At 60.0% G+C, this 24,715-nt stretch carries 24 protein-coding genes, 2 tRNA genes and 1 pseudogene; 19 read left to right on the forward strand and 8 right to left on the reverse strand.

Annotated features, from left to right (window positions below; genetic code table 11):
* From CEW89_RS02995 to CEW89_RS03045, 11 genes are all read left to right on the forward strand, one after another.
* Entirely contained in the window at window positions 1-1,368 is a 1,368-nt protein-coding gene (locus CEW89_RS02995) for a type II and III secretion system protein family protein (protein ID WP_096804861.1), read from the forward strand.
* Entirely contained in the window at window positions 1,365-1,931 is a 567-nt protein-coding gene (locus CEW89_RS03000; protein ID WP_244906147.1) for a CpaD family pilus assembly lipoprotein, read from the forward strand. Before CEW89_RS02995 ends, CEW89_RS03000 begins: the two co-directional genes overlap by 4 nt.
* Complete coding sequence (locus tag CEW89_RS03005; RefSeq protein ID WP_157779743.1) at window positions 1,928-3,175, forward strand: CpaE/TadZ family protein; 1,248 nt, start codon at window positions 1,928-1,930, stop codon at window positions 3,173-3,175. Before CEW89_RS03000 ends, CEW89_RS03005 begins: the two co-directional genes overlap by 4 nt.
* Window positions 3,172-4,713: a TadA family conjugal transfer-associated ATPase gene (locus CEW89_RS03010; RefSeq protein ID WP_244906148.1), complete on the forward strand. Its 1,542-nt coding sequence runs from the start codon at window positions 3,172-3,174 to the stop codon at window positions 4,711-4,713. The genes CEW89_RS03005 and CEW89_RS03010 overlap by 4 nt, the downstream gene beginning before the upstream one ends.
* The gene (locus CEW89_RS03015; RefSeq protein WP_066701745.1) at window positions 4,713-5,684 is read left to right on the forward strand and encodes a type II secretion system F family protein; all 972 of its coding nucleotides are present in this window, start codon (window positions 4,713-4,715) and stop codon (window positions 5,682-5,684) included. The genes CEW89_RS03010 and CEW89_RS03015 overlap by 1 nt, the downstream gene beginning before the upstream one ends.
* A gap of 172 nt (window positions 5,685-5,856) precedes the next feature.
* Window positions 5,857-6,654, forward strand: coding sequence for a type II secretion system F family protein (locus CEW89_RS03020; RefSeq protein WP_244906149.1), 798 nt, complete (start codon window positions 5,857-5,859; stop codon window positions 6,652-6,654).
* Complete coding sequence (locus tag CEW89_RS03025; protein ID WP_096804865.1) at window positions 6,651-7,085, forward strand: TadE/TadG family type IV pilus assembly protein; 435 nt, start codon at window positions 6,651-6,653, stop codon at window positions 7,083-7,085. The genes CEW89_RS03020 and CEW89_RS03025 overlap by 4 nt, the downstream gene beginning before the upstream one ends.
* Window positions 7,075-8,865, forward strand: coding sequence for a pilus assembly protein TadG-related protein (locus tag CEW89_RS03030; protein WP_280522628.1), 1,791 nt, complete (start codon window positions 7,075-7,077; stop codon window positions 8,863-8,865). Before CEW89_RS03025 ends, CEW89_RS03030 begins: the two co-directional genes overlap by 11 nt.
* Before the next feature lie 89 nt (window positions 8,866-8,954).
* Window positions 8,955-9,755 carry a tetratricopeptide repeat protein gene (locus CEW89_RS03035; protein WP_244906150.1) on the forward strand — a complete coding sequence of 267 codons (801 nt, stop codon included), beginning with the start codon at window positions 8,955-8,957 and terminating at the stop codon, window positions 9,753-9,755.
* Between the two features lie 78 nt (window positions 9,756-9,833).
* Window positions 9,834-11,045 carry a type I restriction-modification system subunit M gene (locus CEW89_RS03040; protein ID WP_244906151.1) on the forward strand — a complete coding sequence of 404 codons (1,212 nt, stop codon included), beginning with the start codon at window positions 9,834-9,836 and terminating at the stop codon, window positions 11,043-11,045.
* Complete coding sequence (locus CEW89_RS03045; protein WP_198403486.1) at window positions 11,042-12,103, forward strand: restriction endonuclease subunit S; 1,062 nt, start codon at window positions 11,042-11,044, stop codon at window positions 12,101-12,103. Before CEW89_RS03040 ends, CEW89_RS03045 begins: the two co-directional genes overlap by 4 nt.
* A gap of 361 nt (window positions 12,104-12,464) precedes the next feature.
* Here CEW89_RS03045 and CEW89_RS03050 read toward each other — a convergent pair whose 3' ends face one another.
* Together CEW89_RS03050 and CEW89_RS03055 are read right to left on the reverse strand one after the other, a co-directional pair.
* Entirely contained in the window at window positions 12,465-13,190 is a 726-nt protein-coding gene (locus CEW89_RS03050) for an Abi family protein (protein ID WP_096804867.1), read from the reverse strand.
* A gap of 71 nt (window positions 13,191-13,261) precedes the next feature.
* Window positions 13,262-13,786: a helix-turn-helix domain-containing protein gene (locus tag CEW89_RS03055; protein ID WP_096804868.1), complete on the reverse strand. Its 525-nt coding sequence runs from the start codon at window positions 13,784-13,786 to the stop codon at window positions 13,262-13,264.
* Window positions 13,787-14,165: 379 nt separating this feature from the next.
* On the opposite strand from CEW89_RS03055, the gene CEW89_RS03060 reads away from it, so the two are divergent.
* Complete coding sequence (locus tag CEW89_RS03060; RefSeq protein WP_096804869.1) at window positions 14,166-14,444, forward strand: hypothetical protein; 279 nt, start codon at window positions 14,166-14,168, stop codon at window positions 14,442-14,444.
* Between the two features lie 137 nt (window positions 14,445-14,581).
* Window positions 14,582-15,325, forward strand: coding sequence for a hypothetical protein (locus CEW89_RS03065; protein ID WP_198403487.1), 744 nt, complete (start codon window positions 14,582-14,584; stop codon window positions 15,323-15,325).
* Between the two features lie 234 nt (window positions 15,326-15,559).
* On the opposite strand, the gene CEW89_RS03070 is transcribed toward CEW89_RS03065, so the two are convergent.
* Window positions 15,560-15,634 (reverse strand) — tRNA-Asn (locus CEW89_RS03070).
* A gap of 81 nt (window positions 15,635-15,715) precedes the next feature.
* Window positions 15,716-16,606 carry an MBL fold metallo-hydrolase gene (locus CEW89_RS03075; RefSeq protein ID WP_244906152.1) on the reverse strand — a complete coding sequence of 297 codons (891 nt, stop codon included), beginning with the start codon at window positions 16,604-16,606 and terminating at the stop codon, window positions 15,716-15,718.
* A gap of 46 nt (window positions 16,607-16,652) precedes the next feature.
* On the opposite strand from CEW89_RS03075, the gene CEW89_RS03080 reads away from it, so the two are divergent.
* Both CEW89_RS03080 and CEW89_RS03085 read left to right on the forward strand, forming a co-directional pair.
* Entirely contained in the window at window positions 16,653-17,984 is a 1,332-nt protein-coding gene (locus tag CEW89_RS03080; protein ID WP_096804871.1) for an ATP-binding protein, read from the forward strand.
* 34 nt (window positions 17,985-18,018) lie between these two features.
* Window positions 18,019-18,294: pseudogene (locus CEW89_RS03085) on the forward strand (methyl-accepting chemotaxis protein); the annotation flags it as partial.
* A gap of 185 nt (window positions 18,295-18,479) precedes the next feature.
* On the opposite strand, the gene CEW89_RS03090 reads toward CEW89_RS03085, so the two are convergent.
* A tRNA-Ile gene (locus CEW89_RS03090) sits at window positions 18,480-18,556 on the reverse strand.
* Window positions 18,557-18,675: 119 nt separating this feature from the next.
* On the opposite strand from CEW89_RS03090, the gene purM reads away from it, so the two are divergent.
* From purM to rnd, 4 genes are all read left to right on the forward strand, one after another.
* Window positions 18,676-19,722 (forward strand): phosphoribosylformylglycinamidine cyclo-ligase, encoded by a 1,047-nt coding sequence (gene purM, locus CEW89_RS03095; protein ID WP_066708259.1) that lies wholly within the window; start codon window positions 18,676-18,678, stop codon window positions 19,720-19,722.
* Window positions 19,719-20,312 carry a phosphoribosylglycinamide formyltransferase gene (gene purN / locus CEW89_RS03100; RefSeq protein WP_081423944.1) on the forward strand — a complete coding sequence of 198 codons (594 nt, stop codon included), beginning with the start codon at window positions 19,719-19,721 and terminating at the stop codon, window positions 20,310-20,312. Before purM ends, purN begins: the two co-directional genes overlap by 4 nt.
* Window positions 20,313-20,433: 121 nt before the next feature.
* On the forward strand, window positions 20,434-20,805 hold the full coding sequence (locus CEW89_RS03105; RefSeq protein WP_066708257.1) for a DsrE family protein: 372 nt from the start codon (window positions 20,434-20,436) through the stop codon (window positions 20,803-20,805).
* 129 nt (window positions 20,806-20,934) lie between these two features.
* Window positions 20,935-22,092, forward strand: a complete 1,158-nt coding sequence (gene rnd / locus CEW89_RS03110; RefSeq protein WP_096804872.1) for a ribonuclease D — start codon at window positions 20,935-20,937, stop codon at window positions 22,090-22,092.
* Between the two features lie 9 nt (window positions 22,093-22,101).
* On the opposite strand, the gene CEW89_RS03115 is transcribed toward rnd, so the two are convergent.
* From CEW89_RS03115 to CEW89_RS03125, 3 genes are all read right to left on the reverse strand, one after another.
* Window positions 22,102-22,626, reverse strand: a complete 525-nt coding sequence (locus CEW89_RS03115) for a GNAT family N-acetyltransferase (protein ID WP_096804873.1) — start codon at window positions 22,624-22,626, stop codon at window positions 22,102-22,104.
* A 155-nt stretch (window positions 22,627-22,781) separates the two neighbouring features.
* Window positions 22,782-23,270 carry a GNAT family N-acetyltransferase gene (locus CEW89_RS03120; RefSeq protein ID WP_096804874.1) on the reverse strand — a complete coding sequence of 163 codons (489 nt, stop codon included), beginning with the start codon at window positions 23,268-23,270 and terminating at the stop codon, window positions 22,782-22,784.
* Window positions 23,271-23,661: 391 nt separating this feature from the next.
* Complete coding sequence (locus CEW89_RS03125; RefSeq protein ID WP_096804875.1) at window positions 23,662-24,669, reverse strand: Fe(3+) ABC transporter substrate-binding protein; 1,008 nt, start codon at window positions 24,667-24,669, stop codon at window positions 23,662-23,664.
* Window positions 24,670-24,715 lie beyond the last annotated feature (46 nt).

A 24,715-nucleotide genomic window follows, 5' to 3' on the forward strand; every position in this document is an offset into this window, starting at 1 on the left:
ATGATGTTTCAAAAACGTCTCAATCTCATCCTCCGCAAGCCTCCGATATTGCGGTTCGCCCTGAGCGCGCTTTTGCTGTCGCTGACCTTTGCCCCCGCGCAAGCGCAAACCCTTGTGGAAACGCGCAATCGGGCGATTGATCTGTTTGCGGGGCAAGGCAAGTTGATCAAACTCGAAAGCCCTGCGGAGACGGTTTTTCTGGCCAATCCCGACGTGGCCGATATCGAGATCAAATCTCCGAAACTGCTTTACATCTATGGAAAGTCCATCGGGGAAACGACGCTTTTCGTGATTGATGACACGGAGGAAGTGACGCTCAGCAGCGCAGTCAACGTGTCCTTCAACATGGAGGCCATGACCCGTGCCGCCCGTGCTGCGCAGCCGGGGGGCAGCTTTTCCGTGACCGAGATCGGTGGGGCGATCGTGTTGAGCGGCAGCGTCGATACCATCGGAGAGGCGGAAAAGGTCGAAGCGGTTGTGCGGCAACTGGCGGGGGCCGATGCGACGGTGGTCAATTCCCTGTCATTGAACACCCCGGCGCAGATCAACCTTCAGGTCAAGATCGCGGAAGTGTCCCGAACGGTGACGGAGGATCTGGGGGTGAGCTGGACGGTGTTGTCCGGTCAGGGCTTTTCCGGCGGATCCGGCGTCGAGGGCGGCTATGCGCTGGCTGGCAATATTCGCAATGGCGGCACAAATATCGGGGTGACGCTTGAGGCGCTGAAAGGCGAAGGTTTGGTCACAATCCTGTCGGAACCCAATCTCACCGCGCGCTCCGGCGACAAGGCGAGTTTTCTCGCGGGGGGGAGGTTTCCCTATCAGACCACCAAGGACGATGACACGGCCACGGTTGTGTTCGAGCCCTTCGGCGTGGAGTTGGAATTCCTGCCGGAGGTCTTGCGCGCGGATCAGATCAAGCTGAACGTGCGCACGCAAATCCGCGAGCTTGATTTTTCGAACGGAAGCCAGACCAACACACAGAATGTGCCGTTGATCCGCGAACGCAGTGCCAGCACGACGATCGAGGTTGGCAGCGGTCAGAGCTTTGCCATCGCTGGCCTGTTCAGCGCGTCGACGCAGCAGGATGTCGAACAGGTGCCGGGCCTCGGGGATATTCCGCTGTTGGGCGCCTTGTTCCGGTCGACGAGCTTTCAGAAGGGCGAAAGCGAGCTGGTGATCATCGTGACGCCCTACATTGTCGAACCGGCCGCACCCGGTCAGTTCAAGACGCCGCTCGACAAATTCAGCCCGGCAAACAGTCTCGACCGCAATTTCCTCGGCGCGCTCTCTTCCGGTGAGCCGATCAGCAAAGACGGTCCTGTGTCTGTCAAGAACATCAACGGCAACGCAGGGTTCCTTTTGCAATGAGACCGATCCGAATGTCCTCCGTCTGTGCCCTTGTCGGGGTCTCCCTGTTGAGCGCCTGTGCAACGCTGGTTGTGGATCGCGGTGCGATGCAACGTCTTTCGGCGCCCTATGTCGAGGTTCAGCACCAGTTTCGCTTTGCCAGCGGTGGTGGCGATCTCTCCGCCTCTGAAAGACAAAGTGTCCAGCGCTTTTTGAACAGTCTTTCTTTGACGGACAGCGACTTGGTGATTGCGACCCTTCCGGGAAGCGGCCAGCCGACGGTGGATGCGGCGCGCGAGCAGGCGATGCGGTCGCTTTTGTCGCGCAGCCCTGCCAAAGTTGAAATTCTGATGGACGAGACCTTTGGGGCCCGACCGACGCCGAGGCGACAGGTCGGAATTCTGCGTGCTGTGCGCGCCCAAGGGCTTGCGGTCTCCTGTGCGCCGGGAGAGCTCATCGCGGATCTGGGCTGTGCCAGTGCGACCAATCTCGCGGTGATGATCCATGAACCGGGCGATGTTCTGGCCGCCGAGGCGACGGCGGCGCGGGCCTATCGTGACAGTCCGGCGGAGACGGCGCAATGAACCAGCCTATGCCTTCCCGAGCTGTTACCCGGCATGCAATTGATGCGTTTGTTGCCTCCGAGGAGGGGCGCGATGCGATCACCTTGCTGTTGCAGCGGCTTGGAGAAAGCGACGCCGCCACACTTCAAACCGGCACGCTTGAGACCGTCGCCCGGCTCGCCGGTCTTGCCCCGTTTCGCAAACTCATGATCGTGGAACTGGGACAGGGAGAGATGGGTGACCATCTCGAGGCCGTCCGTGAGATTGTCGCCGAAGGTGGGGAGCTCGTGCTGCTCGGGCGCGAAAACAGTGTTGCGGCATATCGCCATTTTCTGGCGGCCGGGGCGCGGGACTATCTTGCACTGCCTTTGGAGTCGGATTTTGTGCTGCCGGATGTCTTTGCAGCGCCGAAGGGCGCGCTCCCGGTTCATGGCATCCAGGCTAAGGGCCGTGTCGTTGCGGTTTGCGGGGCGTCGGGCGGTGTCGGTGCAAGCCTCTTGGCCGCCAATTTGTCCGTTGCGTTTCTGGCACATAATGCGCCCCATAGGGCGGAAATCTCAAACGCGGGTCAGGGGGCAAAGGTCGGTCTGCTCGATGCGGATTTTGCCTTTGGGTCTCTGGCTGTCGATTTCGACATCGAAGCGACGCAGGGCGTTTTCGAAACCTTGGAAAGACCGGAGCGCGTCGACAGCACCTATCTTCAATCCAGTATGGCGGAGGTTTTGCCCGGTTTGTCGGTCTATGCCGGAGAGCTTCATGATGCGTCACTTCTTGCGGGGTACGAACAGGGGCTTGCGGGACTTGTGCAAACGCTGAAAGAGGAATTTCCGCTGACCGTCATGGATTTGCCGCGCCGACTTTTGCTGCAGGATGTCGGTTTGTTACGGGAATTGGACGATGTGGTTTTGGTTCTGGCGCCCGGTTTCGGTGCGTTGCGCACTGCGGGACGGTTGATCGAGCGCGTGAGCAGCCAAAGCGGGGCCACGCGGATCTGGAACGTCGTATCCCAAAGCCGCCGAGATGCCGGGTTGAGCCGAAAAGAGATCGCTGAGGCCCTGGGGCAGCCGGTGACTTGCGAACTGCCTTTGAGCTCTGCCGAAATTGCGCGCGCCTCGGTCAAGGGCGCGCCGCTACAATCCGAGTTTCCGAGGAGCGCTTACGCCCGAAAAGTCGCCGATCTGGCCCAGACGATATTGGCGGCATCGGAACACGAGACATCCGACGTAAACGACCGTCGGTCTTGGTGGAAAAAGAGGTCGCGATGACCATGTCCGACCCGCGACCAGCTACTGAATTGTCGACCGCACATGTTCAGATCGCAGAGCGTGTTCGCCTTCTGATGGCGGAAGGCGCGCAGGGCGGGCCTTATTTGGTGAGTTCTGCGATTGATTGGTATCAGGCGCACAGTGGTGAAACCGTGCCGCGCAATGTGCAGCGGGCGTTGATGCAGGATCTGGTCGCAGATGTGAATAGAATCGTACCCACCCCGCCGCCGGTCGTGCCTGTATCGCCGGGGAGGGCGCAGTATCAGCCCGAGTTTACCAAGCGGGTGATGCAGCTTGGCGGGCAGATTGCGCCCGAGGTGATCGGGCTTTTGGATTTGCGTGCCTTGGGGCATTTGTCTTTGGACGCGCAGCGCAGTGCGATCCGGGATGCCGTTCTGAGCGTCAGTCGTGGGCAGAAACTCGATCTGAACGGCGTCGAGACGGCGGAGCTGGTCGATTACGTCGTGGACGACATGTTGGCGCTGGGGCCGCTTGAGCGTCTGCTTGCGGATGACAGCGTCTCCGAGATCATGGTGAATGGGCCCCGGCAGATTTATGTCGAGCGCCGCGGACAGTTGGAGCTGGCGGATATTTGTTTTCGCGATGACGACCATGTGGTGAACATCGCCTCGCGGATTGTCGGCGCCGTTGGGCGTCGGGTGGATGAGACGACGCCGCTTGTCGATGCGCGCCTGCCGGATGGCAGCCGGATCAATGTGACCATCCCCCCTCTGGCGGTGGACGGGCCGACCATGACCATTCGGAAGTTTCCGAAAGACGATCTGACGCTTCAGGATCTGGTGGAACGAGGCAGTCTAAGCCGACAGATGATGCAATTCCTGCGTCTTTGTGCACAGTTGCGGCTCAATCTTCTGATTTCCGGTGGCACGGGGTCCGGGAAGACCACGCTTTTGAACGCGATTTCGCGCGAAATCCCGGCCAGGGAGCGGATCGTGACGCTTGAGGATGCCGCCGAATTGCGTCTGCAACAGCCGCATGTCGTCCGGCTTGAAACCCGGCCCGCGAACATCGAGGGGCAGGGGGCGGTTCCCATGCGGGCCCTGTTTCGCAATGCACTGAGGATGCGACCGGACCGGATCATCATCGGTGAGGTGCGTGGCGATGAGGCATTCGACCTTTTGCAAGCGATGAACACCGGACATGATGGTTCGATGAGCACGCTGCACGCGAATACGCCGCGCGAAGCGCTGACCCGGATGGAGAACATGATAGCCATGTCCGGCGTTGTCCTTCCGACGGAATTCGTGCGTCAGCAGTTGGGCGACGCGATCCACGTTATCGTGCAGATTTCGCGCATGCGTGATGGTGGTCGGCGGATTTCCTCCATCTCAGAGATCGTAGGTGTCGAAGGCAGTGTCGTCAGCCTTCAGGAACTGTTCCGTTTCGTCCCGCGCCCCTATGAGGGCGAGGCCGTGCAGGGCGATTTTGTCTCCTCAGGTCTGATGCCCGGTTTCTTGGATCTGGCGGTGGAGCAGGGGCTGGACAAGACGTTGCGTCAGACCATGGAGCCAGGCTGATGCTGATGTCCGCGCTTTTGTTTCTGCTCATCTTCGTCGCCTGCGTCGCTGTGAGTACCTTTGCTCTGATGATGTATGACCGGACCAACCGGGGCCGGAGGGGCCGCTTGATGCGGGCTGCGGCGGCGCATCCCGGCGCCACCTCCGCACAGGTGCGGCAACGGCTGGCGGAAAGCGCGTCCGAGGCGGCTTCTGCGGTGCTCAAGCGTGAAAAGAGTGGTGTGATTGGCGTCCTGGAACAGCGACTTCGTGCCGCTGGATTGTCTCTTTCTGCGCCCGCCGGGCTCCTTTTGGTCTTGTTTTTGTCTGTCCTCAGCTTTCTCGGCCTGATGGTCTTCGCGGCTGTACCTGTGATGTGGTCGGCGCTGATAGCGATCGGAGCGGGCTGGATGCTCCTCAATGTTGTGCTCGACATTCTGCGCCTGCGGCGGGTGCGGCAGTTCACCGAAGCCTTGCCGGATTGTCTCGATGTCTTCGCGCGCGGGCTGCGGGCCGGACAACCTCTCGGGGAGGCGCTCGGTCTGGTGGCCAATCACTCCAAGGGGATCGCGCAGGAAGAGTTTCTCAGATGTCGTGAGGAATATCGTATGGGGATGGCGCTGGATGAGGCTTTGTCGGGGATGGCGGATCGGATCACTTCCCCGGAAGCGCGTTTTATCGCCGTGGCCACAGGATTGCAGGCCGAAACCGGCGGCAACCTGATTGAGACGCTTGAAAACCTTGCCATGCTCCTGCGAGACCGGCGCAAGTTGCGCAAAAAGGCGGCGGCGCTTTCGGCCGAGACGCGCGTGAGCGCCGTGATCCTGTCCGGGCTGCCGTTTGCTGTCGGTGGCGTCATTTTCTTTATGAATCCGAACTATCTGTCGCCGCTCATTGAGGACCCGAGAGGCCGCATTCTCGGCATTCTGGGGCTGCTCAGCCTGAGCCTCGGCATTGCCAGTATGTACAAGCTGTCGCGGATAGATGTCTGAGATGGAACGTTTTTTTCTCCTCCTGCTTGTATTCGCAGCACTGGGCCTGCTGCAGGTCCTGTTTTGGGGGCTATGGGACGCAAGGGCCAGGCGCGCGCGATTGCAGCGCACGATCGCCCGAAACGCGCAAGGGGCATCGTCAATTGCCTTTGCGCCTCCTGTGGCCAACCCGATGCACAAGCGTCTTCAGGACCATTTGACACGTATGGCGGTGGCGACATTTGAGCGGGTCTCGGTCGTGAAGGGCAGTGAGGCGGAGGCTTCGGATGCGCTGTTGAAAGCCGCGGGCATTCGCAGCCGGGATGCCCACCTGGTCTATGCCTTTCTGAAACTGGTTCTGCCGATTGCCGGGGTGTTTTTGGCGTTGTTCTGGTTGATGTTCAATGCGGACGGCGGGCTCAATCCGCTCTCCGTCATTATTGGTGTAAGTGGCTGCGCGCTTTTCTTTTCCCGTGCGCCGGATGCTTTTTTGGCAATGCGCCGGCGCAAGCGGCTTGAACGCGTGCGCCGGGCGTTTCCCGATATGCTGGAGCTTTTGGTGATCGTCAGCGAAGCTGGCCTTGGTCCGCTGCCGGCGCTGCGGCGGGTCGCGCGGGAACTGCAGGTGAGCTGTCCCGATCTGTCTTTGGAACTGCAACAGCTCGTGCTCGAACTCACGGTTTTGCCGCAGCGCGCAGAGGCGTGGCGCAATTTCGAAGAGCGTCTGCCATTGCCGGAAATCTCGGTGTTTGCCAATGCCCTTGTGCAGGCGGAGCGCTATGGCACGCCGTTTCGCGGCGCGCTGCGCAACCTGATGCAGGACACGCGGTCGGCGCGTCTGTTGCAGATCGAGGAAAAGGCCGGACGTCTGCCCGCCCTTATGACGATCCCGCTGATTGTTTTCATCATGCCAGCGCTTTTCGTGGTGCTGATCGGCCCGGCCGTGCTGAGCATTCTTGACAACATTATGCAGGGAGGAGCGGGGGGATGAATCTGTTTCGGCGTCACTTGCAGGAGGACGAGGGGGCGACGGCGGTCGAGTTCGCGCTCGTTTTGCCAGTGCTTTTGAGCATCCTCTTCGGCATCATTGCCTTCGGCCAGTATTTTGCCATTGCCAACAGCCTACAGCAATTCGCGGCAGAAGCCCTGCGCTATTCGGTGAGCGAGCCCTTCATGGCCGACCGTGAGGCGCGTGCGAACAGTTTTCTGAACAGCCCCGGAGAGCGCTTTGCCTTTCTCGACGCCACCAAGATTTCCCGTACCGTGACGCCAAGCGAAACGGTCACAGAGAGCGGTCTGACCGTCACGGCGCTACAGATCACGTTGACCTACGATCTGAGCGGAACGGCGGTCGATATTGCGGACAGGTTCCTTGGCATCGGGATCGCTGACATCACCCGGAGCAGTTACCTTGCCTATTAAGCGCCATGTCCAGAGATTTCACCGCGATGAACGTGGGGCAGTTGCGATTGTGGTCGCGCTCTTTATGACCGTTGCGATCGGGTTTCTGGCCTTGGGGGTCGACCTGGGCTCGCTCTATTTCGAGCAAAAGACCCTGCAAACGCGTGCTGATATGGCGGCGGTGAGTGCGGTTTTGAATCTTGACGACAGCCCGGCTCAGAACGCTCAGGACACGGTAGCGGGCAATGCCTTGGCTGTCGCCGATCTGGAAACGCTGTCCTATGGTCGATACCTCTATGACGCGGCTGTCTCGCCCGAGGCGCGGTTCACTGTGGGGGATCTGACCGACACCGGGACCAATGCGGCGGAGGTCGTCCTCACGGATGACGCGCCGCTCTATTTCTCCTCTCTGTTTCTTGGATCGAACAGCACGCCGTTGAGCGCATCCGCAACCGCCGCCCGGTTTGATTTCGCGTCTTTCAGCCTTGGCTCGCGCTTGTTGTCGCTGGACGAAGGGCTGCTGAATGCGCTGCTTGAGGAGCTTCTGGGCACCTCCTTGTCGCTCACCGCTCTGGATTACGAGGCTCTGGCCAATACGAATATCGACCTTTTGACCTTCACCGATGCTTTGGCCAATCGGATAGATTTGACCGCAGCGAGCTACGAAGACATTTTGACCTCCGATATTGACCTGCTCGATGTGGCGGGGGCGCTGCTCGATACCGGGCTGGTCTCGGGCTCGACGGATGTGTTGACCGCCATTCTCAATGGTGTGGTGTCCAGCACTCTCAATGCGTCGCAATTGATTGCGATCGACGGCGACAATGTTGCCTTGCAGCTTGAAGATGTGCTCGGGGAAGTTTCTGTTTCCGCTCTCGATATCCTGATGACGAGTGTCGAGATCCTCAATCAGGATCACTATATCGAAGCCAGTCTGAATCTCGATATTCCTGGTGTCCTGGACACCGATTTGGGGTTGATCGTCGGGGCGCGGAAGGCGGGGTCTGGCTGGATCACGCTGGGAGATCGCGGCGCCACAGTGCATACGGCTCAGGTGCGTCTCAAGTTGTTGCTCGATTTGTCTCCGAGCCTTCTCGAAGGAATCGGGGAGGGGGTCTCCGTGCTGTCTTTGCGTCTGCCGCTCTACGCCGAGATTGCGAGCGCCACGGCCACGCTGGCGGATCTCAATTGCGACGCCGGGGATGCGGACGACGTTGTGGCGCGGTTCGACACGGGTTTTGCCCCGATGACCGGAACGACGGGCAACCATGTGCTCGAATTGTTCTTGGGCGAATTCGACGCGCCGACCTTTGAGGATACGACAACGCCGCTGGACGCCGCTTTGCTGGAACCCGCGAAGTTTCTTGATCTGGAGCTTAGCCTGTTGTTGATCACCATCGACTTGTTCTCCCTGAACATCAAATCCCATGTCGCGACGGGGATCTCCGAACAGCCGGAAACGGAATTTCTCGTGTCTCAGATCGGCGAGACACAGACCTACGGGGTGGAGGGGGTGCTCAGTTCAACCGTGGCCAGTTTGCTGGACCCGGACAATCTCGAGATCAGCGTCAGCAATGACAGCCAGTCTCTTTTGGGGGGGCTTCTTGAGCTGCTTTTGGCGCCGGTGGTCGCATTGGTGAACCTGATCCTGACCACCTTGCCGAACATGTTGCTGACTGCGCTTTTAACCCCCATCGACGCTGTGCTCGACGCCCTTTTCAACCTGCTCGGCATTGGTATTGGAGAAGCGGACCTGACGCTTGAAGGCGTGTCCTGCGGTAAGGTCATGCTGGTCCGATGAATGTTCTTGCGTCCCTCATACAAAACCGCTGCCGTGGGGATGTTTTCGCCTCACTCTTCTCATGATCCCTCGTCGACCGGAGTAGCCTCTTGCGCCTTATCACACACATGAAACACCTGTTTGCACCTATTCTTGTGGCTCTGAGCCTCTCGGCCTGTACGCTTGGCACTGAGACGGCGACACAGGGGGCAAGTGGAGGCGGTTCGGAAACCCTGCGTTTGGCACAGGCGACCTCTGAGGCGGGCGACAATGAAACGGCTGCGCGGCTGTTTGAGAAGGTTCTGGCGGTCGATCCGATGTCAGTGCCTGCTCTTTTGGGGGCGGGCAACAGCTATGCGCGTATGGGGCAAAACAGCCGTGCAGAGGCCGTGCTTTTGCGCGGGCACGAACTTGCCCCCGGGAATGCAGAAGTGCTGACCACTTTGGCGCGTGTCTATCTGGCGATGCAACAATCCGAGCGGGCGGTTGACACCTATGACAAGGCGCTGCGGGTGGATCGCACCAATGTGGCGGCCCTGACCGGAAAAGGCGTGGCACTCGACACGCTGTCGAGGCACAAACAGGCACAGGGCGTCTATGAAGATGGCTTGCAACTCTATCCCACGAATTTCATTTTGCGCAGCAATTATGCGCTGTCGCTGGCGATTTCCGGCGATATCGTGCGGGGGACCGCGATCCTGCAAGAGTTGGTCAAAGACCCGGCCGCTGCCCCCTATGTGCGGGGCAACCTTGCCTTGGTCTACGGGCTGGATGGGCGCGAAAACGATGCGCGGGCGACGCTGAAACTTGATCTGACTCCGCAAGAGATCGAAGAAAATCTGGCGACCTATCGGGCTTTGCGCCGGATGCGGCTTGAGGGGAAACAGATCGGGTCTCTCGTATTCGTCTGAGGCAAAAGAGGGTGCTCTGACGTTCACACGGCAGTCGGGCCGGACAAATGATCCAGGATTTTACCAAAGCCGATCGAGTTGGACGCGTTTAGCAAGATGGTATCCCCCGGTTGCAGATGGCGGTCGATGTCTTCTAGGAGATCCGACTTCAGTTCATCTACCGTTGAATGGTACGCAACGTCGGTGTCTGTGGTGTTTCGGGCAGGACGCTCGTTTTATCAAGTGGACGGACGACTCTACCGCAACGCCGTGGAGGCTGACCCCTTCGGCGATGCCTACGAATTCCTGATCTCCAACTACGCCGCCAACGCCGGCAAGTCAGGCGGCGAATTCTTTACCCCGCAACACGTGTCCAAGCTGATCGCGCAACTCGCCATGCACGGCCAAACTCGCGTTAATAAGATTTACGACCCCGCTTGTGGCTCTGGTTCACTGCTGTTGCAGGCCAAGAAACACTTCGACGCCCACATCATCGAAGGCGGCTTCTTCGGGCAGGAAATCAACTACACCACCTACAACCTCGCCCGCATGAACATGTTCTTACACAATGTTAACTACGACAAGTTCGACATCCAGCATGGCAACACCCTCGAAGATCCGCATTTTTTGAATGCCGAGCCCTTTGATGCCATCGTCTCGAACCCACCCTATTCCGTGAAATGGAAGGGTTCGGACGACCCGACCCTGATCAATGACGAACGCTTTGCGCCCGCAGGTGTGCTTGCCCCGAAATCCAAGGCCGATTTTGCCTTTGTGTTGCACGCACTGCATTACCTGTCGGGTCGTGGTCGCGCTGCGATTGTCTGCTTCCCTGGCATCTTCTATCGCGGCGGGGCGGAGAAAAAGATCCGCCAATATCTGGTCGACAACAACTATGTCGAAACCGTCATCGCGCTGGCCCCGAACCTGTTTTTCGGAACCACCATCGCAGTGACGATCCTTGTGCTGGCCAAGAACAAGCAAAACACCGATGTGCAGTTCATTGATGCCAGCGGAGAGGCCTTCTTCCGCAAAAGCACCAACACCAACCTGATGGAGGACGGCCATATCGCCGAGGTGCTGCGCCTGTTTGCCAGCAAAGACCCGGTGCCCCATGTGGCGCAGAACATCACGCAGCAAAGAGTCATGGACAATGACTACAACCTGTCAGTCAGCGCCTATGTGGAGCCGAAGGACACCCGCGAGGTGACGAATATTGTCACCCTCAACGCCGATATCGCGACGACGGTCGAACGGATCACCGACCTGCGCGCGCAGATCGACGCGATCGTGGCGGAGATCGAGGCGTGAGCGGCTTGGGCTATATGGAGCGCCTTTTGGATGGGGCGGCGGTGGAATGGGTGCCGTTGGGGGAAATCGCCATTCTGCGCCGTGGAAGAGTTATGTCGAAGGAATATCTCGTTAAAAATGCAGGTGATTACCCGGTTTACAGTTCACAAACGGCAAGAGAAGGCATGATTGGAAAAATCGGGACCTTCGACTTCGATGGAGAGTATGTGAGTTGGACGACTGACGGTGCAAATGCTGGCACAGTGTTTCACCGAACAGGTAGGTTCTCGATTACAAACGTTTGCGGCGTCATCAAAAGTAACTGCGCAGAGCCGCTAAACCTCAAGTTTCTCTATTACTGGCTTATCAGGGAAGCTCCCAAGCATGTTGTTTCAGGCATGGGCAACCCCAAACTAATGAGCCACCAAGTCGCGAAAATCCTCATCCCCATCCCCTGCCCAGAGAACACGCAGAAATCTTTGGCGATTCAGGCCGAGATTGTGCGGATATTGGACGCTTTCACTGCCCTTACCGCTGAGCTTACCGCTGAGCTTACCGCTGAGCTTACCGCTGAGCTTACCGCTGAGCTTACCGCTGAGCTTACCGCCCGCAAAACCCAATACAACCACTACCGCAACCAACTCCTCGGCTTCGACGGCGCGGATGTAGAGTGGAAGACCTTGGGGGATTTGACACTGAAATCTTACTCTGGCGCAACGCCAAAAGCGGGAAGCGCAAAGTATTACGATGGGCGGATGCGGTCTGTGCGCCGTGAGAAGATGGGCCGGGTGTTCATCATGCACTCCATGCGCCTCGACATTGAGGTGAACGAGTGTGCCACGGGTGCCGAGGTGATGCGGCGCATGGGCGATGTCACGTTGCTGTCACCAAAGGAGGTGGATCGTGTGTTCGGCGCTGGTGGCGCGGCAACGCGGCGCGCGCTCAGCCATGTCGAGGCGACGCACAAGTATTGGATGAAGGAAGGGCAGACTCAGCCGTTCAAGTGCGCCGTTGCCGTGGGCGCGGATGCCGCGCAGTGCATGGCCGACTTGGGCGCGATGCGGTGGGAAGCGGTATGAGCGGAGATGTTGCGCAGTTCTCTTATACAGTACTTCAGTAGAGAAGTGCGCAACATCTCGACACCGCGTGGCACGGCGCCCAGCATGATCCCGCGTGGTACCGTTGCGCAGACTGCCTCCCGATCACGGGCAGGTCTCTTCCTAATATGTTAGCATTGCTGACATACTTCCACCCAACCAATTGATGTTTCATCAATCGCCGCGCCCAAACTGACTGCGCCATCAAGCGGTTAGTCGCCCTCTACAACATCGCTACAACATGGAAAGCAGGGCACGCAGTACCTGCTAAGGGGACCCCCTCCCGGAGACACAGAACCCCGCACCCGACCTTGGAAATATCTGAGCAGGATTTTGCGCCCTCTCAGAAGCGGACTTTCGGGTCATCTTTCGGCATGGCCAGAATCTCGGGCACACGGCAATGCGCTTCCATCCATGCCTTCTTGTGGGGGCAAACCCAAGTCATCACATCGAGGATGTTTTGGTAGTCCTGCTGTAGATGCCGCTGGAAAATCGGTTCGTGATGGGCAATGCGATTGCGGAACGTTCGCAAGTAGTCGAGTGGTGTGTGCGCGCCCGTTCGATTCAAAGAACTCGCGTGCGGAAAGGCGCCTCGAAGAGCGGGTCGCCAAAGCGTCATTTCATAGTTCGCCCGTCGGGTTCGGTTTGCATCCATGTATCCGCCACGGCCTAGAAGTGAGACCCAGAACCCAAGAGATAGTCCTGCGATGACATGCGGCGGATCGACTGGATAGTTACTCCTCTGGAGTTCCCCCTTCGCTTGCAAGATTTTTTTGTTGGCACCGTTGTCTAGTCCGCTTGCGGGGTTGTCGTACCAATGAGGGCCATAGGCATTCGCCAAGCGCCCATGCATCGAATTGCGGACCGCAACCTCCAGTGCCTGTAGTGGGCCGTAGAAGGCTGCACTGACGGCTGTGTTCCATGTATACAGACGCGCAGCCGCCTCACGGTCGCCCCCCGCTGCCGCAAGGTAAGTGGCAAAGCGGTCGGCAGAAAGTGTTGCTTCAAGTTCGTTCAGGGCGTCCTCACCATAGGCATACCCCTTGACACTGGCGTCCATATCCATCATATCACTCTCGTTCGCCCCGGACCCGCCTCTGCCCTAGGTATGCGCCCGGGGCTCAGCTTTTTATGGGGTTCTCAAACCTCGTTCTTGCTGACAGCCGTCTTCTTCGTTCGCCTGTAGCCACGCTTGGTAACTGCCTTACGCTCTGCCTTTGCATCGTCTTCAACTTCGCGAAACTCAGGTTCCAGCTCCTTCAGTCGCTTCACCAAGCCGGACAGGTCGTAGATGTTTGTTTGCTTGCCGCCATGTCCGGCATGACGCTCGATGCGCTGAACCAAGCCCGCTTTTTCCAGATCGGCGATATAGCGGCGGACCTGCCGCTCACTTAGGCTGAGCCGTTGTGCAAGTGTCTTGACGCCAGGATGAGGTTTCCGCGCTTCTTCCCACCAAAAGTCGCAAAGTTGCAGCAAGACAGCCAATTGCGTCGGGTTCAGCCCAAGCCTCTGCTGTGCCCGCAAGAGGAGCGATGGGACGATGCAGAAGCCAAGGTCAATTACCTTTTTTCCCCATTTCCGTTCAGAAGACAGCCCTGCTTTGGCCTTGGGAGGGCGGAGTTGCACCACCTTGTTTTGATCAGTATCTTTGTTGTCTGAAGTCATGTCGAAGTTCCTTTCTCTGCTGAGCTATATCGCACTGATACGACTGCATTTCAACGCTTTGCCACCGGACGCCACTGTCCGCTGGAACCAGTCGTAAGCGTCCGCATCCTCCGGTCCGAGTTGTCCGGTAAAGAAGGATCATTCACCTAGCATCCGGGAAGTCGGACGAACTAGCATACGTTAGGTGCGGACATGGGTGTCAGGAGGGGTCGCTACTTCACCTGCTTTTTGTCGAGAAGCCGATCATACTACCTGCTTTCCCGGTTTGGGATGTTCTGTAAATGTTCTAATGTCGCATCGACCGCTCCTTTCACACGGGCAACTGGTGCGGTCTAAAGGATAGGCCAGTTGCCCACCTCTTACTGATCGGGCAACACCCATGCGGAAAATCACCCTGGCCGACGGCGAACTGCGCCAATATCGCTTCCCGTCCGACACCACCCCCATCCTCGTCTTCCCAATCCCGCACGATGCCGCCGCCTTCAAGCGCATCCTGCGTGAACTGCTCACCTCCGAAGACATTGCCGTGTCGCAGGACGAAATGGTCGCGACCAAGACGGAAGTCGCGGTCTCGATCATCACGCGGCAGGGCAAGTTCCCGATCCCTTGGCAGGACGCCGCCCGGATCGCCTTCACCAACATCGACGCCACTGCGTGATGAAATACCGCGCCGAAGACGCTCCAACCGCTGACTGCGAGACGGCAGCAATCCGAGCAGATCGCGCGGCAAAGCGGCAGGTGGGTCGGTTGCCCGACCCGGCCCGCCTGTCGCGCCCTAACTCTTGGAGAGACTGAATGAGCGCCATCATCAAGAACGTCCGATATGACGAGCGGGCCTACGAGTATCAACTGATCCGCGATGCCATCGCAGGGGAGCGGGCCGTCAAGGCTCAGGGGCAACTCTACACGAAGAAATCCGACGGCATGACCTCGGCCAACTACGAGCATTACCTCGAACGCGGTTCCTTCTACGGTGCGCCCGAAATGACCCTGCGCGCCCTCGTCGGGCTTGCACTGCGCAAGGACCCGGTTATCGCCCTTCCCGAACGGCTGGAACCGATGCGACTGAACGCGACCCACGAGAAGGCCCCGCTGTCTGTGCTGATCGAGGACACCGTGCGCGAGGTCATGGCGCTTGGGCGGTATGGTCTGCTGCTGGAATTCCCGCGCGAGGGGAACGGCGCGCTGACGACGCCATATTTCTCGACTTGGCGGGCGGAAGAAATCACGGATTGGGATACGGCCTATGTGAATGGTCGGAAGGAACTGACCCGCGTTGTGCTGGCGTCGGACGAGAAGTTCGACGGGTCGGATGCACGGTCCTTGAGGGCGGAACGGACTTTGTGGTCGACTTCTGTTACGACGATGCTGGCCTGTTCGGCTTCTCCTACAACCCGACCTGCTTTGCAGATCGTGCAGAGCGGAATGCAATGGAGAAGGAGGCCGTGGCATGAACGACGACCTGCGTGCTCTCTTCGAGCAACTGGCCGACAGGCCTTACGTGACGAATGCGACCATCACGCTCAACGACGGGACTGAATACCAGTTTGAGAAACCCTCGGTTCCAGATGGAGTCCTGTATCAGTGCCGTGTCACTCAGAAGAAAGTGTTTGTGGTCTGACCGCCACCACATCGACAACAAGGCCGTGCCTTCGGGCGCGGCCTTTTTCGTTGTAGAAGCCCAATGTTGTAGAGTTGTTGTAGAGGCCCCCGAAAACGACAAAAGCCGCCCTGCGAGGCGGCCTTTATCATCTTGATCTCATTGAGAGATATTGGCTCCGGCGGTAGGGATCGAACCTACGACCAATTGATTAACAGTCAACTGCTCTACCGCTGAGCTACGCCGGAACATGTGGGGTGTATAGCTATGGGATTTCGGGGGTGCAAGAGGGTTTTGTGACAAAAAGTCAATTTTTGCGTATTTTCCTCTCAAGGCACTGAAAATACAGCATTTATGCCGATTTTTGGTTGCGCAATCAGGCGTTTTTGACGGGTCATCTCGACGAGGTGCGCCAGTGTGTTGCGGGCGGCGGCGGGCAGGTGGGTTGGCGGCAGATCGGTGTAGACCGCACGGGTCACCGCCATCAGATCCATCGGGCCCTGCGCGAGGGCTGCAAGGATCTGTGCCTCCCGTTCGGCGCGGTGATCCAGCAGGAATTCGATCCGTGCGCGCGGCGTTTCGACCGGGTCGCCATGACCGGGATGAAGCCGGTCGGGGGTCAGGCGCAGAAGCAGGGCGCAGCTTTGACGAAAGGCTTCGGCATCGCCATCGGGTGGCGAGATCAGCGAGGAGGACCAGCCCATGATCAGATCGCCGGAAAACACCGCGCCGCGCCAGGCGAAACAGAGGTGATTGCCCATATGGCCGGGGGTGTGCAGCGCTTCGATCGGTCCCGCCGGGGTGTCGAGAAGCGTGCCATGGGGCAGGGCGATGTCGGGGACAAAGGCCGAATCCACCCCTTCGCCGCCGCCAAGCGTGTCGGAAAGTGCCGCCATATGGGCGCTGCGCCCGGCTGCGGCGGTGCCAAAGGCCAGAATCGGTGCGTCCGTGGCCTCGGAGAGCGCGGCGGCGCCGGCGGAATGGTCGAGGTGGGCGTGGGTGACGAGGATCTGGGAGATTCGTGTGTCAGCGGGCAGGGCGGCCAGCACCGCCGCGCGATGCGCGGCCAGATCTGGCCCCGGATCAATCAGCACACGCTCCGTTCCTTCGCCCAGCACATAGGTGTTCGTGCCCCAATAGGTCATCGGCGACGGGTTGGGGGCCAGAATGCGCATCAGCCCGGGGGCCAGCTCGGTGAGTGTCTCGGGGCGGGTCTGCACGCGATTTCTCTTTCCTTCAGAGGTCTTGCAGGGATACCAATAGCCCATGTTCTTCGACTGGCTCAAAACATATCTGCCGCGCGGGCTCTATGGGCGGGCTGCGCTCATCCTGCTGGTTCCGGTCGTGGTGATCCAGCTCGTCGTCATGATCGCCTTTTCCCAGCGCTATTTCCAGGATGTCACCCGCCAGCTCACCCAGGGCGTCGTCGCGGAGATCGGTCTCTATGTCGCCGCCGTGGAGGGGCTGCCGGAGGCGCAGATCCCGCTGGCGCTGGAGGAGATGGACGCGCGGCTGCGCTTTACCTCTCGTCTCGGCGATCCGACCCCGGTGACGGATCAGCGGTCGTGGGACGATATTACGGGCCGGGTCATCGCTGCCGAGTTAAGAGACGGTCTGGACGGGGTCGAGGGGGTCGATTTCGCCAGCGATCCCCGGCGGGTGCAGCTTTCGGTCCTGACCGCACACGGACGTCTGACGGTCGATCTGCCGCGGCGTCGCGCCTCCGCTTCGAACCCGCACCAGCTTCTGGTGCTGACCGCGCTGACCGGCGGGCTGATGACGCTGATCGCCTTCATCTTCCTGCGCAATCAACTGCGCCCCATTCGCCATCTTGCGCGGGTGGCGGAGGCCTTCGGGCGCGGCGAGAACAAACCCTACCGGCTTGCTGGCGCTCTGGAGGTGCGTTCCGCCGGGGCCGCCTTTCTCAACATGCGCGCCCGGATCGAACGCCAGATCGAACAGCGCACGCTGATGCTTTCGGGGGTTTCGCACGATCTGCGCACGCCGCTGACCCGCATCCGCCTCGGCCTGTCGATGCTCGACGTGCCCGAGGCGGACGAGGCCGAGATCAAGGCGATGCAGAGCGATCTCGACGAGATGGAAAAGCTGATCGACACCTTCCTCGATTTCGCCCGTGCGGACGCGACGGAGGAACCGAAGCGGCTCGACCTCAAGACGCTGATGCGCGATGCGGTGACCCGAGCCGAACGGGCGGGCTCGGTGATCGAGGCGGTCATCCTGCCCGAGGAGGCGGTCGAGTTGACGGGACGACCCGCGGCCCTGTCTCGGGCGCTCGACAATCTCCTGTCGAATGCGCGGCGCTATGGCACGCGCACCCGGCTCAGCCTGACCCTGTTCGAACGCGCGGCGGTGATCTCGGTCGAGGACGACGGGCCGGGGATCGCGCCGGAGGCCAGGGACCGGGCGTTGCAGCCCTTCGTCCGGCTCGATGCCGCCCGCAACCAGAATCGCGGCTCCGGTGTGGGGCTCGGGCTCGCCATCGCCCATGACGTCGCGCGGCGTCATGGCGGCACGCTGCGTCTGGGGGAAAGCGAAGCGCTCGGCGGGCTGAAAGCCGATCTGGTTCTTGCGCGCTGATTCCCCGGCGTCGGAAGCCCTGATCGTCTCCGATACGGTCGTCGCCATGGGCGAGATCGAAAGTTCGTCGCAGAAGATCGGCAAGATCATCGCGGTGATCGAGGGCATCGCCTTCCAGACCAATCTTCTGGCGCTGAACGCCGGTGTCGAAGCGGCGCGGGCCGGGGAGGCGGGGCGCGGATTCGCCGTCGTTGCCAGCGAAGTGCGCGAGCTGGCGCAACGTTCCTCACAGGCTGCCCATGAAATCAACGCGGCAATTTTCGACATCGAACAGACGATTCAACACAATGCCGCCATGTCGGAGGAAACCTTCGCCAGCAGCGCGACCCTGATCGAGGCGGCCTCTCACCTGCGCAAGCTGGTGGACCGTTTCCAGATCGCGGCGGAGGATGAGAGCTGGAGGGTTCGGAGCCGGGTGGCCTGATCCCGTCGCGGCGGTTGTGATATTCCGGCTTGGACGGGGACATCCCATGGTCGGGAACCGGCGGAAAATCTTGGTAGGCCCGGCAGGACTTGAACCCGCAACCAAAGCGTTATGAGCGCTCTGCTCTAACCAATTGAGCTACAGGCCCGCCTGTCGCCCTGATTATTGCGGTGAGAAGACCGGGTCAAGTGGCGCAGGCAGGCCTTTTCAACGCGGCACAAACCGCGTAAACGGGCCGAAACGTCAGTTTCGCGGGGAGCCTTTGCCATGACGCAGGGAAAGAACGGTCTCACTTATGCCGATGCGGGTGTCGATATCGACGCGGGCAATGCGCTTGTCGAACGGATCAAACCGGCGGCGAAGAAAACCGCACGCCCGGGGGTGATGGCCGGTCTCGGCGGCTTTGGCGCGCTGTTCGATCTCAAGGCGGCGGGCTATGAGGACCCGATCCTTGTCGCCGCGACCGATGGGGTCGGCACCAAGCTGCGCATCGCGATCGACACGGACAACGTCAAGACCGTCGGCATCGACCTCGTGGCCATGTGCGTCAACGATCTGGTCTGTCAGGGCGCGGAACCTTTGTTCTTCCTCGACTATTTCGCCACCGGCAAGCTCAAGCTCGACAATGCCGCCGCCGTGATCGAGGGCATCGCCGAAGGCTGTGCCCAATCGGGCTGTGCCCTGATCGGGGGCGAGACCGCCGAGATGCCGGGCATGTATGAAGATGGCGATTTCGATCTGGCGGGCTTTGCCGTGGGCGCGATGGAACGCGGTGCCGATCTTCCGTCCGGTGTGACCGAGGGCGATGTGCTTTTGGGCCTGGCGTCCAACGGTGTACATTCCAACGGCTATTCTCTGGTGCGCAAGACGGTCGAGGTTTCCAGCTTCAAATGGTCCGACATCGCGCCGTTTTCCGACAACACGCTGGGCGAAGAACTTCTGACCCCGACGCGGCTTTACGTCAAACCGGTGCTCAAAGCGATCCGCGCGGGTGGTGTTCATGCGCTGGCGCATATCACCGGCGGCGGTCTGACCGAAAACCTGCCGCGTGTGCTGCCGACCGGCATGGGCGCCGACATCGACCTGTCGAGCTGGACGCTGGTGCCGGTGTTCCGCTGGCTGGTGGATACGGCGGGTCTGAGCCAGCACGAGCTTCTGAAAACCTACAACGCCGGGATCGGCATGGTGGTTGTTTGTGCCGCCGATCAGGCTGATGCGCTCACCGCACTTCTGAGCGGCGAAGGCGAGACTGTCTACCGCATCGGTCAGGTGACCACAGGCAATGGCGTGACCTATGAGGGTGAGCTCAAGTGAGCCACAAGAAGGTTGCGATCCTGATTTCCGGCGGCGGCTCCAACATGGTGTCGCTGGCGAAATCCATGGTGGCGGACCACCCGGGGCGTCCCTGTCTCGTTCTGTCGAACGTGCCGGCGGCGGGCGGTCTGAAAAAGGCCGCAGATATGGGAATCGCGACCGCAGTCGTGGATCATCGTGACTTCAAGGGCGACAGGGAAGTCTTTGAAGAAGAATTGATTTCCGTCATCGATTCCTATGCTCCCGACGTCATTGCGCTGGCCGGGTTCATGCGCATTCTTACGCCGAAATTCATCACCCATTATGCCGGGCGGATGCTCAATATCCATCCTTCGCTCTTGCCGAAATACAAAGGTCTGCACACCCACCAGCGCGCCATTGAGGCGGGCGATGCGGAGGCAGGATGCTCCGTGCATGAGGTGACGGCCGAGCTTGATGGCGGGCCGATTCTGGGACAGGCGCGGGTGCCGATCCTGCCGGGCGATACCTCTGACGATCTCGCCGCCCGCGTTCTGGTGCAGGAGCACCGGCTCTATCCGGTGGTTTTGCGCCGGTTTATCGAGGGCGAGCGGACGCTTTTCACGCTCTGAGGCAAGGTGTCGCGCCAATGTGAAGGGCGGACGGTGACATTCGGGCTGTAAAAGATATATTCGAGATATAGAATGTAAGGGAGTCTCAGATCGGGACCCGCGTTTCGCGAAAGGATATCTCATGCAAACCGCTGATTTCGTCGCCACCATCTTCGACGGCCATTCCAACCCCGGCAAGGTCACCGTGGCTTTCACCATGGCGCTCAACGCGCAAAAGATGGGCCACAGCTCGATCGTTCTGCTGATGGTCGAAGGGGTGGAGCTTGGCAAACCCGGATCGACCGAAGGTATGGATATCGGCAAGCCCTTCGAACCGGTGGCCAATCTGGTGAAAGAGTACCGCGCAGCGGGCGGACGGATCGGCATATGCGGTGCCTGCATGATCCACAACGGATTCTCCGCCGAGGAAATGGACCCGGACTATGAAATCATCACCGCGCCGGAAGTGGTTGAACTGATGATGGCGGCGAAAGGCACGATGCCAATCACCTGAGGCGTCTATCTCATCTACGGACCACAAAGGGGGCCATGTCTGCGCCCCCTTTGTTCTTTTCTTTCGGCGAAAACCTGCGTATCAAGACCAAATCGTCGGGATGACCCCGCGCCGCAGGTAAGAAACCATATGATCACCATCACCACGACCGAAGGCCTTCAGGCCTTCTGCGACCGCGCCAAGGATCGTCCTTACGTTACGGTCGACACCGAATTCCTCCGTGAACGGACCTATTATTCGAAACTCTGCCTCGTGCAGCTCGCCATTCCGGGCGATGCGGAAGAGGACGCGGTTCTGCTCGATCCGCTGGTGAAAGGCCTCGACCTTGCGCCGCTTTACGAGCTGTTCCGCAATGAGAATGTGGTCAAAGTCTTCCACGCCGCGCGGCAGGATCTTGAGATTTTCTACATTCAGGGTGGGGTGATCCCCGCGCCGCTGTTCGACACCCAGGTCGCCGCCATGGTCTGTGGCTTTGGCGAACAGGTCGGCTACGAGACGCTGGTGCGCAAGATCGCCAAGCAGAGCCTCGACAAGACCTCGCGCTTCACCGACTGGTCGCGCCGTCCGCTGACGCCGGCGCAAGAAAGCTACGCGCTGGCCGATGTGACGCATCTGCGGGTGATTTACGAATATCTCGCGCGCGAGATTGCTCGTCAGGGGCGCGAGAAATGGGTGGCCGAGGAGCTTGAGGTTCTGACCACACCCGCGACTTATGTGATCGAACCGGAGGAGGCCTGGCAACGGGTGAAGACCCGCACGAGCTCCGGGAAATTCCTCGCCGCGGTCAAGGAACTTGCGGCGTTTCGCGAGTTTTACGCCCAGAGCCGCGATATTCCGCGTAACCGGGTGTACAAGGACGATGCGCTTCTGGAACTCGCGTCCACCAAGCCGAAAACCCCGCAGGACCTGTCGCGTTCGCGGCTTTTGCTGCGCGAGGCCCGGAAGGGCGAGATTGCAGACGGGATTTTGCAGGCGATTGAAAAGGCTGCGAATTATGCGCCTGGCGACATGCCGAAGCTGGATCAGTCGCGCGACAAATTGCAGGTCAATCCGGCACTGGCAGATATGCTTCGGGTGCTTTTGAAAGCGAAATCCGACCGTTTCGATGTGGCCGCGAAGATGATTGCTTCTGCCGCCGATCTCGATCTGATCGCTGCGGGCGAGCGCGATCTGCCGGTGTTCAAAGGCTGGCGCTCCGAAGTGTTCGGTGACGACGCGCTGCGGCTTTGCAAGGGCGAGATCGGTCTTGCCGTGAAAGGCCAGAGAGTCGATGTGATCGCCCTCTGATCTGCGCGGTTACGCCAGTTCCATTGCGAAACGCGTTCCGCTGAACGGGTGGGGTGCGAAACCGCAAGCGCGGTAGGCGGTCTGTGCGACGGCGTTGTGTTCCCGGGTCGAAACCGTGAGGCGCGCACAGCCGAGCCGTTCCGCCAGATCGCGACTGGCGTCGATGAGATGCCGCCCGAGACCTTCGCCGCGGACATGATCCCGGATGAACAGGTGATGCAGGTCCATCACCTTCTTGCCATGCTGCAACTGAACGCCTGCGACCAGCGCGGCATAGCCCTCGAGCACGCCGTCACGTTCGGCGACGAGGATGCGGATCCAGGGCAGATCGGCATTCAGAAGGTCGATGAGCGCAGGCAGATCGAGCTCCGGTTCGTCGCCATTGAAACGCGCCAGCGCGTGGATCATCTCCAGAAGCGCGTCCTTGTCGCCCCAGCGCGCCGGGCGGATCACGGCCGGGCGCGTCTTGGTATCAATGCGTTGCATGAGGGTCATTTCAATCTCCTGTTTCGCGCCACAGGGGATCTTCGACATAAAAAAACCGCCCTGCGGCGGCCTTTCATCGTGTCATGACTTTGGACCGCGCTCTATGTCAGCTCGGTCCAATAAAAAACGGTCATGGTGGTTGCGTGTGTCATGGCGCGAGATTGCGGCAGAGCGCGGGTCCTGTCAACAGGGAAATCGGGGGCTCAGACCGGCATCACATAGCGCGGTGCACGCAGCGTCGGGCGCTCGAAGCCGAGGGCGCGATAAGCTGCCTTGGCCATGGCACTGGTGCGGCCGATGGCGACGGTGAGGGTTTCACAGCCCAGCGTGCGTGCCATGGTCATCGCCGCATCCGAGAGCGCGCGCCCGACGCCCTGGCCGCGTTGCGCGGGCTCGACATAGATGTGATGCATCTCCATGGCACGGTCTTGTGCACTGAGTTGCAACCCGCCGACCAGCGCGGCATAGCCGACCAGTGTGCCGTCCTGTTCCGCCACAAGCAGGCGCACCCAGGGGGTCGGGGCGTGAAGAATGTCGATCACGCTGATCTCGTCGAGGTTCAGCTTGTCCTCGGTCAGCGGTTTCAGATCGCGGATCATGTCCATGAGACGCGGCAAATCGGAGCCTTCCGCGGGGCGGATGGTCAGGGCAGGCAGGGAGCCTTTCAGGGAAATCGGCGTCTGGAGGGACATGGCGGTCGGCTTGTGTTGATGGTGTCTACGGTGCGAATCTGTGGGATCCCGATGAGAAGAAAACCGATAAAGGTTAAAGCTCACTTATCGCCGGGACATCTTTTTCATGACCTGTCACGCCATGCTGTTGCGGCTCATATGGGGGGCGGCGCGAAAACTGTCAATCAGCCCGGTTTGAATATTTGGTAAAAGATTTATGTCAGGCATGAGGCGGGCGGTTTTGTGCCGGTTTGCGGGGGGCGGACTTCCTTTGCGCAACAAAGAAAGGCACCCGCTTGGCAAGCGGGTGCCGAAGATCGGAGGCGAGCAATGTGCCTGTAAACCGGGGCTCCGCCCATGATCAGCTTAAAAGGTCCACTGGACCTTTTGTCGCCATTGGCCGATCCGCTGATCACCCATCATAATCCACTTCTTCGGTGAGGCGCAGCGCGCTCGCGCGTTGGTTGGCGATCTCCATCAGGCTCAGGTTGTCGGGGTTCAGATCGCCCCAGCCTGCCACAAGTTCCGACGGCTCCGTGCCGGGCGCGACCGGATATTCGGAATTCGTTTCCGCATAGATTTCCTGGGCCTCATGCGAAGACAGGAATTCGATGAAGCGGGTGGCATCTTCCTTGTTCTTCGCGGCTTTGGTGAGTGCCACGCCGGAGATGTTCACATGGGTGCCGCCCCCCTCGACGTCGAAGACCGGGAAATCGAGACGCACGGAGTCGGCCCAGACCTTTTGCTCCGGGTCGGCCAGCATTTCACCCATGTAATAGGTGTTGCCCAGCGAGATGTCGCATTCTCCAGCCCAGATCGCCTTGACCTGTGCGCGGTCATTGCCCTGCGGTTTGCGGGCCAGATTGGCCTTCAGCCCTTCGAGCCAGGCTTTGGTCTCTTCCGGGCCGTGATGGGCGAGATAGGCCGAGGTCAGGCCGATCATATAGGTGTGCATGCCGGAGCGGGTACAGATGCGGCCCTGCCATTTCGGATCGGCGAGGTCCTCGTATGTGGTGACCTCGCCGGGAGCCACGCGGTCTTTCGAGGCGTAGACGATGCGGGCGCGAGTGGTCATACCCCACCATTGACCGTCGGGCGCGTGGTATTGTGCCGGGATGTTCTCTTTGAGCGTGTCGGTCATCAGCGGTTGTGTCACGCCGGCCTCAACGGCCTCGATGATGCGGGAAATGTCGACGGTCAGGATGACATCGGCGGGAGAGCGGTCGCCCTCGGCCTTCAGGCGCTCAACCAGACCGCTTTCTAGAAAGGCGACGTTGACCGGGATGCCGGTTTCTTCGGTGAACGCATCGACCAGCGGCTGGATCAGCTCCGGCTGGCGATAGGAGTACACGTTGACATCGGCAAAGGCCGGGGCCGTCGCGAGCATGAGGGGAAGCGCATATTTCAGGTGGGGCCGCATGGGTCTCTCCGTAACGTGGTGCAGGTTTCGCCCTTCTTAAATCTGA

This window comes from Celeribacter ethanolicus (assembly GCF_002407265.1).
Lineage (GTDB): Bacteria > Pseudomonadota > Alphaproteobacteria > Rhodobacterales > Rhodobacteraceae > Celeribacter > Celeribacter ethanolicus.